Genomic DNA, 15,904 nt, shown 5'->3' with positions numbered 1-15,904 from the left:
TATTAAATTTTAATCGCATTCGTAAAAAGGAAATCCATGTCGCATAGAACGGTTGAAATTATGGACACCACCCTCCGTGATGGTGAACAAACCTCAGGAGTTTCCTTTTCGGCTTCCGAAAAACTCACCTTGGCCAAACTATTGTTGGAAGAGTTGAAGGTAGATCGTATTGAAGTGGCTTCGGCACGAGTTTCAGATGGCGAGTTTAAAGCGGTTAAAAATATCACAGAGTGGGCAAAATCTGAAGGGTATCTCCAAAAAGTGGAAGTGTTGACCTTTGTAGACAAGGGTGTTTCCCTAGATTGGATGGTAGCTACCGGCGCCAAGGTTCAAAATCTTCTGACCAAGGGCTCTCTGAATCATCTGACCCACCAGCTCAAGAAAACCCCGGATCAACATTTTAAGGACATTGGTGAAGTGATCAGCAAGGCTGAAACTTTGGGCATTACCACCAACGTTTATTTGGAGGATTGGAGCAATGGGATGCGCAACTCCCCCGAATACGTTTTTCACTTCCTGGATTTTCTGACGGCACAACCGGTAAAACGGATTTTGCTACCAGATACCCTGGGCGTATTAACACATCAGGAAACTTTTGATTTTCTAGATCAAATTATACAACGCTATCCAAACACCCACTTTGACTTCCATGGCCACAACGACTATGATCTTAGCGTTGCCAATGTTATGGAGTCGCTAAAAGCAGGCGTTCATGGACTTCACCTTACCGTTAATGGAATGGGAGAACGGGCGGGCAATGCGCCACTAGCAAGCGTGGTTGCCGTTGTGAACGATTTTATGCCCAATATAGCCATCAACGTCAAGGAATCTTCCTTGTACAAGGTGAGCAAACTGGTATCAGCATTTACCGGCTTTGGCATTCCGGACAACAAACCCATTGTTGGAGACAATGTTTTTACTCAAACTGCTGGCATACATGCAGATGGAGACAGTAAAAAGAATCTTTACTTTAATGATTTATTGCCCGAGAGATTTGGTAGAAAACGCAAATACGCTTTAGGAAAAACCTCCGGAAAAGCCAATATTCAAAAGAACCTTCAAGAGCTGGGATTGACCCTTAATGATGACGAACTTAAAAAGGTTACAGAGCGTATCATTGAACTTGGGGACAAGAAAGAAAGGGTAACCAAAGATGACCTGCCCTATATCATTTCGGATGTACTCGATTCAGAATGGCATCAGCAGCGCGTATTTGTGAAATCTTATGTGCTAACACATTCCAAAGGTCTTAAACCCTCTACCACTCTATCTATTGAAATTGATGGGAAGGCCTATGAGGAAAATGCTCAGGGCGATGGCCAGTTTGATGCCTTTATAAATGCCCTGAAAAAAGTATATGGCCGAGAGAAGATGGAATTGCCCAAATTAGTGGACTATGCAGTACGTATTCCTCCAGGGAGCACCTCTGACGCACTGTGTGAAACCATAATCACTTGGCAAACCAAGGAAAAAAGTTTTACTACGCGTGGATTGGATTCGGACCAAACCGTATCGGCAATCAAAGCCACCGAAAAAATGCTAAACCTATTTTAACATAGAATCAAGATTGGAAGAAACAAGATTCACAACCCAGCATACGGAAACAATACAACGACTGTGATATCTAAAATACCATCTCTAAAAACTGATAACTAACAACTCATAACCACCATATGAAATTAAACATAGCGCTTTTAGCCGGGGACGGAATAGGACCCGAAGTAATAGATCAGGCCGTAAAGGTAAGCGATGCCGTTGCGGCGAAATTCAACCATGAGATTAGCTGGACTCCCGCGCTTACCGGGGCCGCAGCAATTGATGCCGTTGGGGAGCCGTATCCAGATGAAACCCATGATATCTGTGCGAACTCTGATGCTGTGCTGTTCGGTGCCATTGGCCACCCACGCTTCGACAACGACCCATCGGCCAAGATTAGACCCGAGCAAGGCTTGCTAAAAATGCGGCAAAAGCTGGGATTATTCGCCAATGTGCGCCCCACCTTCACCTTTCCATCTTTGATTGATAAATCTCCCCTAAAAAGAGATCGGATAGAGGGTACTGACCTTATTATCCTGAGGGAACTAACGGGCGGGGTTTATTTTGGGGAACGTGGTCGAAAAGACGATGGTGATACGGCATTTGACACCATGACTTATCAACGTTTTGAAGTGGAACGGTTAGCCCGAAAAGGATTTGAAATGGCTATAAAGCGCGGCAAAAAACTGTGCTGTGTGGACAAAGCCAATGTGCTGGAGGCATCAAGACTTTGGAGAGAAACTGTACAGGCCCTAGAAAAAGAATATCCAGAAGTTGAGGTCTCCTATGAGTTTGTGGATGCAGTGGCTATGCGATTAATTCAGTGGCCCAAAGGATACGATGTCATTATCACAGCTAATTTGTTTGGGGATATTTTAACGGATGAAGCTTCCGTGATTTCTGGATCTATGGGATTGATGCCCTCCTCATCCGTGGGAAGCAAGGTTTCTTTATACGAACCCATTCATGGCTCGTACCCGCAGGCAGCGGGCAAGGATATTGCTAATCCACTGGCCACAGTACTTTCGGCCGCTATGCTGTTCGAAGATTTTAATTTGCCGGATGAGGCCCTAGCCATAAGGGATGTGGTGAATAAATCCCTAGCAGAAGGTGTGGTTACCGAAGACTTAGCTGAGGGCGGCAAAGCCTACAAGACCAGCGAAGTTGGCGATTGGCTTGCCGCGAATATTTAGATAAGCAATTATATAAACTCAAAGAGCCTCGGGGATTCCTGGGGCTTTTTTTTGAAATTGTGGGAAAATTCAAATTCAAAGCTCAAGTTCAAGACCAAAGCTCAAGTTCAAGATCAAATCTCAATGTCAAGCATCTGACATTTAAAGAATATAATCGGTGCTTAAAAAGTTGCTCACCTTGGCTTCCAGCAATTGCTCTATGGTCTCATTATTAAGGTCGTTGTCCTTAAAGGCCACAAACGTTCGTACTGAAAAGGAACGAAGAGCGTCATGAACACTTAAAGTAGATTGCGCCGAGTCTTTTCGGCCCGTAAACGGGTATACATCTGGGCCCCGCTGACAGGAACTATTCAAGTTTACCCGGCAAACAAGATTTGCAAGGGTATCAATTAGCGGAGATAGGGTATAAACATCCTTTCCAAACAAACTCACCTGTTGCCCGTAGTTTGATTCGGCCATATCATCCAAAGGTTCTTCAATATCTGTAAAGGAAACCACGGGAATTATCGGACCAAACTGTTCCTCTTCATACACACGCATATCCTTTGTTACAGGATAAAGTACCGCTGGCCAGATATAGTTATCAGAACGTTTCCCTCCCTTTTTGTTTTGGACTTTGGCGCCTTTGCCCTTGGCATCGTCCAATAAATCTTGAATATAATCCGGCTTTCCAGGTTCAGGTAGCGGTGTAAGCTTTACATCTTTGTCCCATGGATTTCCAAATTTAAGTGCGTCCACTTTTTCCGAAAATCGTTTAAGGAATTCTTCTTTTACATCCTCATGTACATAGACAACCTTGAGCGCTGTACAACGCTGTCCATTAAAAGACAATGTCCCGGCGATGCATTCATTAATGGTTAGGTCTAAATCTGCATCGGGGAGAATTATAGCGGGGTTCTTTGCCTCCAATCCAAGTACCAGTCGCAAACGGTTACTCTTAGGATGTTGATCCTGGAGCGCATTGGCCGACTTACTATTTCCGATAAGTGCCAGTACATCCACTTTTCCGGTCTTCATAATCGGTGCAGCAACTGCCCTACCGCGCCCAAAAAGAATGTTCACCACTCCTTTCGGAAAACTGCTTTGAAAAGCCTCTAACAATGGTGTAATTAACAACACCCCGTGCTTTGCTGGTTTAAAGATGGTGGTATTCCCCATAATTATGGCCGGAATCAATAGAGCGAAAGTTTCGTTCAACGGATAATTGTATGGCCCTAGACATAGCACTACACCAAGTGGTCCTCTTCGAATATGTGCATACACCCCATCGTGTTTAGAAAACTTGGCTGAATTACGGTCCAATTGCTTGTAATCCTCAATGGTATCGTAGATATATTCCACAGTACGATCGAACTCTTTATAGGAATCTGGCATGGACTTCCCTATTTCCCACATCAATAATTTAACCACCTCCTCACGTTTTTCCTCCATCTTTTTTACAAAAGATTCCATGCATTCGATGCGATCTTTAACTTTCATGGTAGGCCAAACACCCTGCCCTTGATCATAGGCCCCTACAGCCGCATCAAGAGCCTCCATAGCTTCCGTTTCTCCCATATCCGGGATGCTGCCCAAAATGGTATGTGCATAATCGTCAGTAGATGAAATAGTGGATATAACATCAGTGTTCTTACCCTTCCATTCACGTAATTCACCATTGACCAAGTATGTTTTTTGATGTATTTGGTCGGTGATTTGAAGTGCTTCAGGTATTGCTGATTTTGCAGGCATATTATTGAAGTTTATGTAATTAGTCTATGTTGTTTTTTAACCGAAAATTGAAAACAAATCTACTATAAAAATGCTTGGAATATGCACGTTTTCAAAGCTTTATCTACGCAAACGATATAGTTTTACGGATTGCACAAAAAGAAATTTATTCCAGTCTTTTTTAGACGAGATATTGAAACAAATCAGGTTTGTTGTTAAGATAATCCCCGAAAAAATTTCTAGCTTTCATACGAGCTATCAATGGTTCCAAATCCTCAGGGGACTTTAACTCAATGCCCACCACAGCGGGAGCGTTTTCCCTACTCGATTTTTTCGAATACTCAAAATGGGTTATATCGTCATTTGGCCCCAAAATATCGGCCACAAATTCCTTTAAGGCACCCGGACGCTGGGGAAACCTTATTATAAAGTAATGCTTAAGCCTTCCATGGAGCAGTGCCCTTTCCTTAATCTCCGCTGTTCGCGTAATATCATTGTTGCTACCGCTAACGATGCAGACTACGTTTTTCCCCAGCATCTCCTCCCTAAAATAATCCAATGCCGCTATAGTAAGTGCTCCAGCTGGCTCAACCACAATGGCATCCCTGTTGTATAGCTCTAAAATCGTCTGGCAGACTTTCCCTTCGGGTACAGTTTCCATTCGATAAAGGTGGTCCCTGCAAATTGGGAAAGTATATTCCCCTACTTTTTGCACTGCAGCCCCGTCGATAAACTTGTCTATTTGTGAAAGTTGCACCAACTTACCTTCTTGCATGGACAGCTTCATGGAAGGTGCCCCTTCCGGCTCCACACCAATGATTTTGGTTTCGGGTGATAAAGCTTTGAAAGTAGCACATAACCCCGAGGCGAGTCCTCCCCCACCTACGGCGACAAAAACATAGTCGATTGGCTCTGTGGTTTGATCTAAAAGCTCCAGCCCTACTGTTGCCTGACCTTCAATGGTTTTGGGGTCATCGAACGGATGGACAAAGGTCTTTCTTTTCATTTTACAAAAGTCCATGGCCGCACTGTACGAGTCATCAAAAGTATCTCCGTCCAAAACAACCTTGACCCTATCACCCCCAAACATCTTTGTCTGGTCTATTTTCTGTTTTGGGGTAACCACCGGCATAAAAATCGTACCATCTACTCCCAAGTGCTTGCAAGCAAAAGCCACTCCTTGAGCGTGGTTACCCGCACTTGCGCAGACCACGCCCTGTTTCAGTTCCTTAGGGGAAAGGGAGCTAATTTTATTGAACGCACCTCGAATCTTATAACTTCGAACACGTTGCAAGTCCTCTCTTTTCAGAAGGATATTTGCATCGTAGTTCTTGGAATATCGGATACTATGTTGCAAGGGAGTTTCCGAAACCACCTGTCCAATAGTCTTAGCCGCTTCCTGAATATCGGACAGCTTGGGAAAGTAAAGGGGCACGTTAGAATCATGCCCCTTTTCTTGTTTTGTATTTAGGTTGTTTTTCATAGAAAAACAGCTTTTCCAGTGTTACTCGGATTATTACACGATAGGCTTCATGGCCGTCATGGACTCGCGCAATCTTGCACCAACAATTTCCACGGGATGTTCTCGCAAAGCCTTGTTCACCGCAATCAATTTCATATTGTCCACCCCATTGTCCTTGCTTTTCCCATAATGGGTGCCGATGATATCCGTCTCCACTGTTTTCATGAAACCTTCCAAAAGTGGCTTGCAGGCATGATCAAACAGATAACATCCATATTCGGCCGTATCCGAAATCACTCGGTTCATCTCGAAGAGTTTTTTTCTTGCGATGGTATTCGCGATCAATGGTGTTTCATGCAAGGATTCGTAATAGGCAGATTCCCCAATAATCCCAGATTCGGTCATGGTTTCATAGGCCAATTCCACCCCAGACTTTACCAAAGCCACCATAAGCACGCCATTGTCATAATATTCTTGTTCCGAAATCTCATCGTTTCCGGCCGGAGTTTTTTCAAATGCGGTCTCTCCTGTAGCAGCTCTCCAATCCAAAAGGTTTTTATCCCCATTGGCCCAATCTTCCATCATTGTTTTTGAAAAATGACCGCTCATTATATCATCCATATGCTTTTGGAATAGGGGGCGCATTATCGACTTCAACTCTTCAGCCAAATCAAAAGCCTTAATCTTTGCGGGATTCGACAAGCGATCCATCATATTGGTAATACCTCCATGCTTTAAGCCTTCGGTGATGGTCTCCCATCCGTATTGAATCAGTTTTGAAGCATATCCTGCATCAACTCCTTTTTCAATCATTTTATCAAAACACAGTATGGAACCAGTTTGCAACAATCCACAAAGGATGGTCTGTTCCCCCATTAAATCCGACTTCACTTCGGCAACAAACGACGACTCCAAAACTCCAGCCTTATGTCCACCTGTACCAGCGGCATACGCCTTGGCCTGAGCCAATCCCTTGCCTTCCGGGTCGTTCTCAGGGTGAACCGCTATTAGGGTAGGAACTCCGAATCCCCTTTTATACTCCTCCCTAACTTCCGAGCCTGGGCTTTTTGGCGCAACCATAATAACGGTTAAGTCTTCGCGCACCTGCATGCCTTCCTCCACAATATTAAAGCCATGTGAATACGAAAGGGTGGCACCTTGCTTCATCAGCGGCATAACAGTACTCACTACATTGGTGTGCTGCTTGTCCGGCGTAAGGTTAATGACCAAATCTGCAGTTGGGATTAGGTCTTCATAGGTTCCCACATTGAAATTGTTTTCTTTGGCATTTTTAAAGGATTGACGCTCCTCTTTGATTGCCGCCTCTCTAAGCGCATAGGAAATATCCAATCCTGAATCACGCATGTTCAATCCTTGGTTAAGCCCTTGGGCACCGCAGCCTACGATTACAATTTTCTTTCCCTTAAGGGCCGTAACGCCATCTGCAAATTCGCCAGCTTCCATAAACCGACATTTTCCCAATTGGGTCAATTGATCTCGAAGCGATAGCGTATTAAAGTAATTTGTCATCTTGGTTTTTATTAAGTGCTATTTATTGATTTTGAAATTCTGCTAAAATATTTGTAATCGGCATGGTAGCCTTGGTCACGGCAATCCTACCAGATCGAACAAACTGCATGATGCCATAAGGTTCCAAGGCATCGTGCATTTCATCTATCTCATGACGTCTTCCAGTTTTGGCCAATACAAAGAAATCGCGGGCCACGGTGACAATTTGGGAATTGCTATCCTTTATGATATTCTGGATTTGACGTTCATCGAAAAGTAGGTCCGAAGCAATTTTGAACAAAGCGGACTCCTGATAAATGGTCTCGTCGTCAGTATGGTAATAGGCTTTTATGACCTCGATTTGCTTCTCAATCTGTCCCACAATTTTACGCGCCCAATCTTCAGTTGAATATATTACAATAGTAAATTTTGAAACATTCTCAATTTCTGATTTAGAAACATTTAGACTTTCTATATTAATGTGTCTCTTTAAGAATATTCCTGATATTCTATTCAACAGTCCTACATTATTTTCCGAGTATACGGAAATGGTGTACCATTGTTTTTCCATACCTATTTTATTTTGACGGCCACAATCACTCCTGTGGACCAATCCATTTTTGTTAATACAAAATCCTCTCTTTTCTCCAAGATGTCAACCAGTGATTTAGCAAGTTCTTCATGTCCATCTGGCCAGTTAGGCTGCTTCTTCATATCGTCGATTACATAGTAACCACCCATATTTACCATGGACAAAGCTTTATCAAGAGTACTATATTTTCCCGGCCATGCATCTGCAAATATTAAATCAAAACCATCTCCAGTGTACTCCTTAAGCCATACCTCCCCATCACAACAAAAAAGCTTAAGTCTTGCTTCCTTGTGAAAAAACTCTTTTGCGATATCAATTAAATCGCCATCATTATCCAAACTGATGGCGCATGAATCCTTGTCCATCCCGTCCAAAATCCAAGCTAATGATAGCCCCATTCCAGTACCCAATTCCAAGAAACTCCCACCACGTTTTGAGGCGACCAAAGTTTTCAGAAGCGTTCCAATGTATAAATCAGAAGGCATGGTGAACCCAACTTCCTTGGACTTGGAAACCAAATCGGAATACACCTTTGGTGCATCTAAAATATTGGTCTGGTCCATCTACTTCAATCGAATATCTGAAACCGAAGCTCCTGAGGGAATCATTGGAAATACATTATCCTCCTTTTCCACCCGCACCTCTAAAAAGTATGGATTCTTGGAAGCAATCATCTCCGTTACCGCATCTTGAAGCTCTGAACGTTCTGTTACTCTTCTTGATTGGATATGGTAGCCTTCTGCAATTTTCACAAAATCCGGATTGGTCATCACGGTGGACGCATACCTGCTTTCGAAGAAAAGCTCTTGCCATTGACGCACCATACCTAAATGGTCATTGTTCAGCACAACAATCTTGACTGGGACATTATGTTGGAAAATGACTCCCAGTTCTTGAATGGTCATTTGATAGCCGCCATCACCAATAATAGCAACAACTTCGCGCTCCATAGCGCCCATTTTAGCACCTATAGCCGCAGGCAATGCAAATCCCATAGTTCCCAAACCACCTGAGGTGATGTTACTTTTGGTCTGTTTGAACTTGGCATATCTGCACGCAATCATCTGATGCTGTCCAACATCAGTAACAATCACGGCCTTATGTTCCGAGGCGATGTTGATTTGCTCAATCACCTCACCCATCGTTAATCCATCCTTAGTAGGTGTTATATCTTTTTTTATGACGGTATCGTATTCTATTTGATACTTCTTATCAAATTCAGTCCGCCATGCCGTATGCTCATTTTTGTTGATCAAGGGCAACAAAAGCCCAAGAGTTTCCTTGGCATTTCCAAGTACCGCGACATCTGCCTTTACATTTTTATTGATTTCAGCAGGGTCTATTTCAAAATGAACGACCTTGGCCTGCTTGGCATAGGTATCCAAACTTCCAGTTACCCTGTCATCAAATCGCATTCCAATGGCTATAAGCACATCGCATTCATTTGTGAGCACATTGGGGCCATAATTTCCATGCATCCCAACCATGCCAACATTCAAGGGGTGGCTCGTATCCATGCCAGATAGTCCTAAAATGGTCCACGCTGCAGGGATTCCTGCTTTTTCCACCAAGGCTTTCAATTCGTCCTCTGCCTCCCCTAGAATAATCCCCTGTCCAAAAACAATATAGGGTCTCTTGGCATTGTTTATCAATTCCGCGGCTTGTTTCAACGAATTTTGGTCTGGTTTCGGGATTGGCTTATAACTTCTAACACCTGTGCACTTCTCATAGACAAAGTCCAACTCATCAAACTGGGCATTTTTCGTAATATCAACCAATACTGGGCCAGGTCTTCCAGACCGTGCAATATAAAACGCCTTGGCCATTATCTCTGGAATCTCACTTGCTTTGGTCACTTGATAGTTCCATTTAGTCACCGGAGTTGAAATGCCTACAATATCAGTCTCTTGAAAAGCATCCGAGCCCAACAAGTGCCTCGGTACTTGACCTGTAATACAGACCATAGGTGTGGAATCAATCTGGGCATCCGCCAGTCCGGTAACCAGATTGGTAGCCCCAGGTCCAGAAGTGGCCATGGCCACCCCGACTTTTCCGCTCACCCGGGCATAACCTTGCGCAGCATGGGTTGCCCCCTGCTCATGTCGGGTCAAAATATGAGTCAATTTATCTTGAAACTTGTACAGCTCGTCATACACAGGCATAATGGCGCCTCCAGGGTAGCCATAAATTAGGTCTACACCCTCAGCCAACAGACAATGGATAATGGCCTCCGCCCCACTTATTCTGATGGCAGCCTGCTTCTCGTTCTTAACTTTTTGGGCTTTTAATGTTTCCATAGTTCTCGTTTTTGGCAAGTACTTACCAATATTTTACTGTACTTATGCTAGAGTAAATCTGTTACACAGCCTTGTGAAGCTGACGAAACCGTCTTGGCATATTTGTATAAACTTCCTTTTCTTACTTTTAATTCGGGTTGTGTCCAGGCTTGTTTTCTTGAAGCCAGCTCAGTTTCCGAAACATCAACGGTAATGCTGTTTTTCTCTGCATCGATGGTAATGATGTCCCCATCCATTACTAGCCCTATTGTTCCACCATCCTGTGCTTCAGGAGCTATATGCCCCACCACAAAACCATGTGTTCCCCCGGAAAAACGCCCATCTGTGATCAAAGCCACATCCTTGCCCAAACCTGCACCCATTATTGCAGCTGTAGGTTTCAACATTTCTGGCATCCCCGGCCCTCCCTTTGGGCCTTCATAGCGAATAACGACCACATCACCTTTTTTTACCAAACCATTTTTGATACCATCATTAGCTTTAAACTCTCCCTCAAAAACCTTGGCGGGACCTGAAAAATGCAAACCTTCTTTTCCAGTGATTTTAGCCACAGCACCTTCTTCGGCCAAGTTGCCATATAGAATTCGGAGATGTCCTGTTTCCTTGATAGGATTGTCCAAATCCTTCATCACCTGTTGCCCTTCGGTCAAGTCCGGAACATTGGCAAGATTTTCTGCAACCGTCTTTCCAGTGACTGTCAAGCAATCTCCATGCAACATATTATGTTTCAACATGAATTTCATTACCGCCGGAACGCCACCCACCTTGTGAAGGTCCTCCATTAAATATTTTCCACTAGGTTTTAGGTCGGCCAAAAACGGGGTAGTGTCACTAATTCGTTGGAAATCCTCAAGAGTAAAATCGATTTCCGCTGCCTTGCTAATCGCAAGAAAATGAAGCACTGCATTGGTGGACCCACCAAGCACAGTAATTAGTCGCACAGCATTTTCCAAGGATTTTTTGGTAATAATATCGCTGGGTTTGATGTCATTTTCCAATAGATATCTCAATGCCTTTCCTGAGTCGACACAATCCTGTTTTTTACGATCACCGACGGCAGGGTTAGAAGAATTGTAAGGCAATGCCATGCCCAAAGCCTCTATTGCTGAAGCCATGGTGTTTGCGGTGTACATACCTCCGCAGGCTCCGGCACCAGGACAGGCATTTTGAATGACATTTTTGTATTCGGATTCGTTCATCTTTCCGGCAACCTTCTCTCCCCAAGCCTCAAAAGCCGAAACCACATCCAATTTTTTATTGCCAAGACAGCCAGAGGCTATGGTGCCTCCGTAGACCAAAACGGAAGGGCGGTTCAAACGAATCATGGCCATAAGTGCTCCGGGCATATTCTTGTCACAGCCCACAACGGTAACCAATCCATCATAGTTCATTGCTTGTACCACAGTCTCCATAGAATCTGCAATGATATCCCTTGAAGGTAAGGAATATCGCATTCCATAAGTCCCCATTGAAATACCATCACTTACCCCAATGGTATTGAAAATCAAACCTACCAAATCTCCCTGCTGAACACCCTCCTTTACATAGGTTGACAATTCATTTAGGTGCATATTACAAGGATTACCTTCATAGCCCGTGCTTCCAATTCCAATTAACGGTTTTTGAAGGTCTTCTTCTGTCAAACCTATTGCATGCAACATCGCTTGCGCTGCAGGCTGCGTAGGGTCCTGGGTAACGTTTTTACTATACTTGTTCAATTCCATTATTGATTTTCTTTCCGAAAGGGTATTCTATTGAATTTACTCTAGCATCCAAAGATAGATGTTTCCAAACCTCCATATTTTTAACAGTTTTTGGGCTTATAAAGCCATTTAAATTAATAGTTATTTATCTATTTGATTATCAGTATTTTAAATCCATATAAAATCCCATATTCATTTCTTTTCCAAGGCATAAAAAAAGGCCTGTATCTTTTAGGATACAGGCCTTTTTAATCAATAGCAAGTCTGTATCATTCCATGGCTGGAACAATAATGACGACGCTAATGACCAAATTTTGTCTATTCATACTTCAAGTGTACAAAAAAAGATAGTAAATACCAAGATGAACCAAAAATTCTTAAATCAATTTAAAAGAGATGGAGTCTCCAAATTTCCTTTGGGCCAACAGACCTATTGCCTCTTCTGAAAGCTGCAAGACCCTAGGGTACCCTCCAGTGGTCTGCCCGTCTTTCATAAGGATAATTAAACGGCCGGCAGGCGTGAACTGTACCGTACCGGGCAGCGTTCCCGAAGTAAGCATGGAGTATTTATGCCCTGGAAGCAATTCTGCAAGCTGATAGGCCATTCTGTTGTTCTTCTCAGAAACGGTAAAGGGCTGGGCGAACAAAGTGGCTAATTGTGAATCTGATAAAATGGAAAATTCTGGGCCTCTAAATACTTCGAGTTCGTTTTGTTGAAACTTATTTTCAACTTTTAGCCCAGATAAGGCCGGCTCAAATGCGACGGTTTCTTCATAACGGAGCTCATCACCATCTTTCAAGCATTTTTTTTGAGTTATAGGAATATATTGCGACCTGCTTCCCAAAACAACAGGGGTTTCCAATCCACCTTTAATTGCCAAATAACTTCTAAATCCATTTTCCATTTTGCCGTAAGACAAAATATCTCCCTTGCCGATTTTTAGCACTTGATATTGCGATACGGGCTCGTTATTTAAAGTGGGCGAAATGTTAGCACCTGATAGGCAGATGAACGTTGGCGCTTCAAAAAGCAAAGTGGGCCCAGTCATGGTAATCTCCAAAGCAGCGGCATCCAAAGCATTCTCCAGAAGTTGATTAGCTTTTTTGACAGCTTCGGTATCCATGGCTCCCGATACCGGCACTCCCATGTCCCTGTATCCAAATCGACCTAAATCTTGGATGGACGTAAAAAATCCTGACTTGAGGACCTTAAGCATTTAACCTCTTTTTTTGTGGTTGATATATACCGACTTCAGCTTCAATCTTTTTGAGATCATACGCTGCTTTGGAAATAGGTTCAAACTGAATCTTATCCCCTACCTTAACAAAACACGGTTGCTCTTTTGAAATATCAAAAATGGGAATCGGACAACTCCCGATTATATTCCAGCCACCAGGGGAGTTTTGAGGATAAATTCCTGTTTGTTTTCCGGCCAATCCAACCGAACCTCTGGCCACGGATAACCTAGGCTCTTTTCGTCTGGGGATTTCCAATTGCTGAGGTAATCCCCCCAAATACATGAAACCCGGTAAAAACCCTATCCCATATACTGTATACTGGTAAGCTGTATGTTCCCTGATAAGCTCATCAATGGTCATCCCCAATACTTCGGCCGCTTCTTTTAAATCCAGCCCGAATTCCTCCTCGTAACATACAGGAAGTTTCCAAAGGAAGCCATTACTATGTTTGGTTTTTACTTTTATCCCCTCATAGGCGGATAAAATCTGAGTTTTGACCTGTTCAAAATCAATATTCTGTCTTGTGTTAACCAAGGTTAGGGAATTATATGCCACCGACACTTCCCAATTGGGTAGTCCCAGGTTTTTAAAACTGTCCACAAAATCAAGGATTTCTGCTAAAATGGATTCGCTCACTTGGGCAGGCCATTCCACGAGTACGGCTCTTTGCCCAAATGGCTCTATGCGAAGGGGGTGGTTTTTCACTTTTGTACGAGTACCTTATGTTTAGGCAATTCCTGTGAAAGATACGTTAATATTTGTAATGCAGAGGGCGTATCTCCATGAATGCACAGGGTTTCCGCTTGGAGTTTAACTTTTTTCCCGTCCACCGTAAAAACGGTATCATTTTTAACAATGGGCAATACATGTGTCAAAACTATTTCAGGGTCCTCGATAAGTGCATTGGCCGACTTTCTGGAAACCAGACTCAAATCTGGGTTGTAGTTTCTATCTCCAAAGGCCTCATACTTAATTGTCAATCCTTTTTCCAAGGCCATTTTTGCAACAACAGAGCCGAAGGGAACATATAATGGCACTGAAAGGCCAAACTCCTTAGCCGTGTTTAAATAGAGTTGCGCCAAACCAATATTTTTGGCAGTCTCATTGTATAATGCTCCATGGGCCTTAATGTGGTTCATGACCATACCTTCCCTATCCAAAATATCTTGAAAATCTTTTAACTGCTGCAAAATACTTTGTTTAAGATCCAAATTGGAAATGGTCATCACTTCCCTTCCAAAGTTCGCCTTGTCTGGGTATGAGGGATGGGCACCAACCTTCACCTCATGTTTCTTGGCCAATCTGACCACTTCGGACATTATCTCTAAATCACCGGCGTGTCCGCCACAAGCCACATTGCAAGAGCTTATATGCGGAAAGAGTTCTGCTTCGTTTCCAACTCCCTCCCCTACGTCACAGTTAATGTCTATAATCCAGTGCTCCATTTAGAACAATCCAATAACCTTTAGTATACTTTTTACCCCTAAAAACACAGAAAAAAGCACAATGATGAGTCCAAAAACATTCTGAATTCCAGAGTTACGATGCTTGCCCATTACAGACTTTCGGTTCACGATCCAAAGTAATAAAATGGCCATTACCGGTAAAAGCACCCCGTTTGCAATCTGTGCAAACTGAATAATCTGAATCGGTTTAATATTGAACGACAAAAAGAAAACACCAAGTGCCAGTACCATGGTCCAAATGAACCTGAACCGCTTATCTTGCATTCCCCCTTTCCAACCCAAACAATTACTGGCCACAAAAGCGGCAGCTAAGGGAGCGGTAATCGCAGAGGTAATACCTGCGGCTATTAATCCTACAGCCATAAATAAAATTGCACTCTTTCCAAAAAGAGGTTCCAAACCTTTGGCCAAGTCCATGGCATTGCCAACCTTGCCCATGGGAGCTGCAGCCGCAGCAATCAAAATAGCCATGGACACTATTCCACCAAGTCCAATAGATATTATGGTATCCCACCTTACTGACTTTAGTTCGCGTGTCGATTTCCATTTTTCTTGGGCCAATGAAGCATGTAAAAACAGATTATACGGAACCACCGTAGTTCCCACCAATGCCACCACGGTCAGTACACTGCCATTGGGCAATCCCGGAACCAACAAACCCTCAAGCACTTCAAGAATTGGAGGTTTGGTCAATATCGCGGCCAGTAAAAAGCAAATCCCCATTACACCGACCAAAGCAGCAAAAATCTTTTCCAAGGCCTTGTACCCACTGAACCATAGCAGAATAAAGGCAAAAATTCCAATAATTAATGGGTAGAATGAAGAAATCGCTCTCTTACCAAACAAACCCTCCAATCCCAAGGTAGCCCCTCCAATGTTACCTGCTTCATATGCTGCATTGCCAATTAATATGGCAAACAGCACTATGACGATTACCGATGTCCGTATCCATTTCGTTCTAAGTTCTTTTCTGACAACATCCATCAATCCGCTTTGGGTCACCACCCCAATACGTCCTGACATTTCTTGAAGAACAATGGTAGCCCCTACGGAAAGTAATACAGCCCATAGAAGTGCGTAGCCAAAGTTTACGCCGGCCAAGGTACATACGGTAATAGTTCCCGGGCCAACAAACGCAGCTGCCACCAAAATTCCTGGGCCAATTCTTTTAAGCATATAGGTTCAATTTGTTAGGTT

At 43.3% G+C, this 15,904-nt stretch carries 13 protein-coding genes; 2 read left to right on the top strand and 11 right to left on the bottom strand.

The window, feature by feature from the left end:
• Positions 1-36 precede the first annotated feature (36 nt).
• Together BUC10_RS03410 and leuB are read left to right on the top strand one after the other, a co-directional pair.
• The gene (locus BUC10_RS03410) at positions 37-1,554 is read left to right on the top strand and encodes an alpha-isopropylmalate synthase regulatory domain-containing protein (protein ID WP_073176480.1); all 1,518 of its coding nucleotides are present in this window, start codon (positions 37-39) and stop codon (positions 1,552-1,554) included.
• A gap of 119 nt (positions 1,555-1,673) precedes the next feature.
• On the top strand, positions 1,674-2,729 hold the full coding sequence (gene leuB, locus BUC10_RS03405) for a 3-isopropylmalate dehydrogenase (protein WP_073176479.1): 1,056 nt from the start codon (positions 1,674-1,676) through the stop codon (positions 2,727-2,729).
• Positions 2,730-2,870: 141 nt separating this feature from the next.
• On the opposite strand, the gene BUC10_RS03400 is transcribed toward leuB, so the two are convergent.
• The 11 genes from BUC10_RS03400 to BUC10_RS03350 all read right to left on the bottom strand — a co-directional run bounded on the left by BUC10_RS03400 (position 2,871) and on the right by BUC10_RS03350 (position 15,883).
• Complete coding sequence (locus BUC10_RS03400; protein WP_073176478.1) at positions 2,871-4,460, bottom strand: NADP-dependent glyceraldehyde-3-phosphate dehydrogenase; 1,590 nt, start codon at positions 4,458-4,460, stop codon at positions 2,871-2,873.
• A 160-nt stretch (positions 4,461-4,620) separates the two neighbouring features.
• Positions 4,621-5,922, bottom strand: coding sequence for a threonine ammonia-lyase IlvA (gene ilvA, locus BUC10_RS03395; protein ID WP_073176477.1), 1,302 nt, complete (start codon positions 5,920-5,922; stop codon positions 4,621-4,623).
• Between the two features lie 33 nt (positions 5,923-5,955).
• A complete protein-coding gene (ilvC, locus tag BUC10_RS03390; RefSeq protein ID WP_073176476.1) occupies positions 5,956-7,431 on the bottom strand; it encodes a ketol-acid reductoisomerase in 1,476 nt (491 codons plus the stop codon).
• Positions 7,432-7,453: 22 nt separating this feature from the next.
• Positions 7,454-7,981 carry an acetolactate synthase small subunit gene (gene ilvN, locus BUC10_RS03385; protein ID WP_073176475.1) on the bottom strand — a complete coding sequence of 176 codons (528 nt, stop codon included), beginning with the start codon at positions 7,979-7,981 and terminating at the stop codon, positions 7,454-7,456.
• Between the two features lie 2 nt (positions 7,982-7,983).
• The gene (locus BUC10_RS03380; protein WP_073176474.1) at positions 7,984-8,565 is read right to left on the bottom strand and encodes an O-methyltransferase; all 582 of its coding nucleotides are present in this window, start codon (positions 8,563-8,565) and stop codon (positions 7,984-7,986) included.
• Positions 8,566-10,299 carry a biosynthetic-type acetolactate synthase large subunit gene (gene ilvB / locus BUC10_RS03375; protein WP_073176473.1) on the bottom strand — a complete coding sequence of 578 codons (1,734 nt, stop codon included), beginning with the start codon at positions 10,297-10,299 and terminating at the stop codon, positions 8,566-8,568.
• A 47-nt stretch (positions 10,300-10,346) separates the two neighbouring features.
• Positions 10,347-12,023: a dihydroxy-acid dehydratase gene (ilvD, locus tag BUC10_RS03370; protein ID WP_073176472.1), complete on the bottom strand. Its 1,677-nt coding sequence runs from the start codon at positions 12,021-12,023 to the stop codon at positions 10,347-10,349.
• 356 nt (positions 12,024-12,379) lie between these two features.
• A complete protein-coding gene (locus tag BUC10_RS03365) occupies positions 12,380-13,219 on the bottom strand; it encodes a 5-oxoprolinase subunit C family protein (protein WP_073176471.1) in 840 nt (279 codons plus the stop codon).
• The gene (pxpB, locus tag BUC10_RS03360; RefSeq protein ID WP_073176470.1) at positions 13,212-13,946 is read right to left on the bottom strand and encodes a 5-oxoprolinase subunit PxpB; all 735 of its coding nucleotides are present in this window, start codon (positions 13,944-13,946) and stop codon (positions 13,212-13,214) included. Before pxpB ends, BUC10_RS03365 begins: the two co-directional genes overlap by 8 nt.
• Positions 13,943-14,686 (bottom strand): 5-oxoprolinase subunit PxpA, encoded by a 744-nt coding sequence (gene pxpA, locus BUC10_RS03355; RefSeq protein ID WP_073176469.1) that lies wholly within the window; start codon positions 14,684-14,686, stop codon positions 13,943-13,945. The genes pxpB and pxpA overlap by 4 nt, the downstream gene beginning before the upstream one ends.
• Positions 14,687-15,883: an Nramp family divalent metal transporter gene (locus BUC10_RS03350; RefSeq protein WP_073176468.1), complete on the bottom strand. Its 1,197-nt coding sequence runs from the start codon at positions 15,881-15,883 to the stop codon at positions 14,687-14,689. It lies immediately after the preceding gene.
• Positions 15,884-15,904 lie beyond the last annotated feature (21 nt).

This window comes from Flagellimonas flava (genome assembly GCF_900129665.1).
GTDB classification, from domain to species: domain Bacteria; phylum Bacteroidota; class Bacteroidia; order Flavobacteriales; family Flavobacteriaceae; genus Flagellimonas; species Flagellimonas flava.
This window is presented reverse-complemented; position numbering and strand designations above follow the sequence as displayed.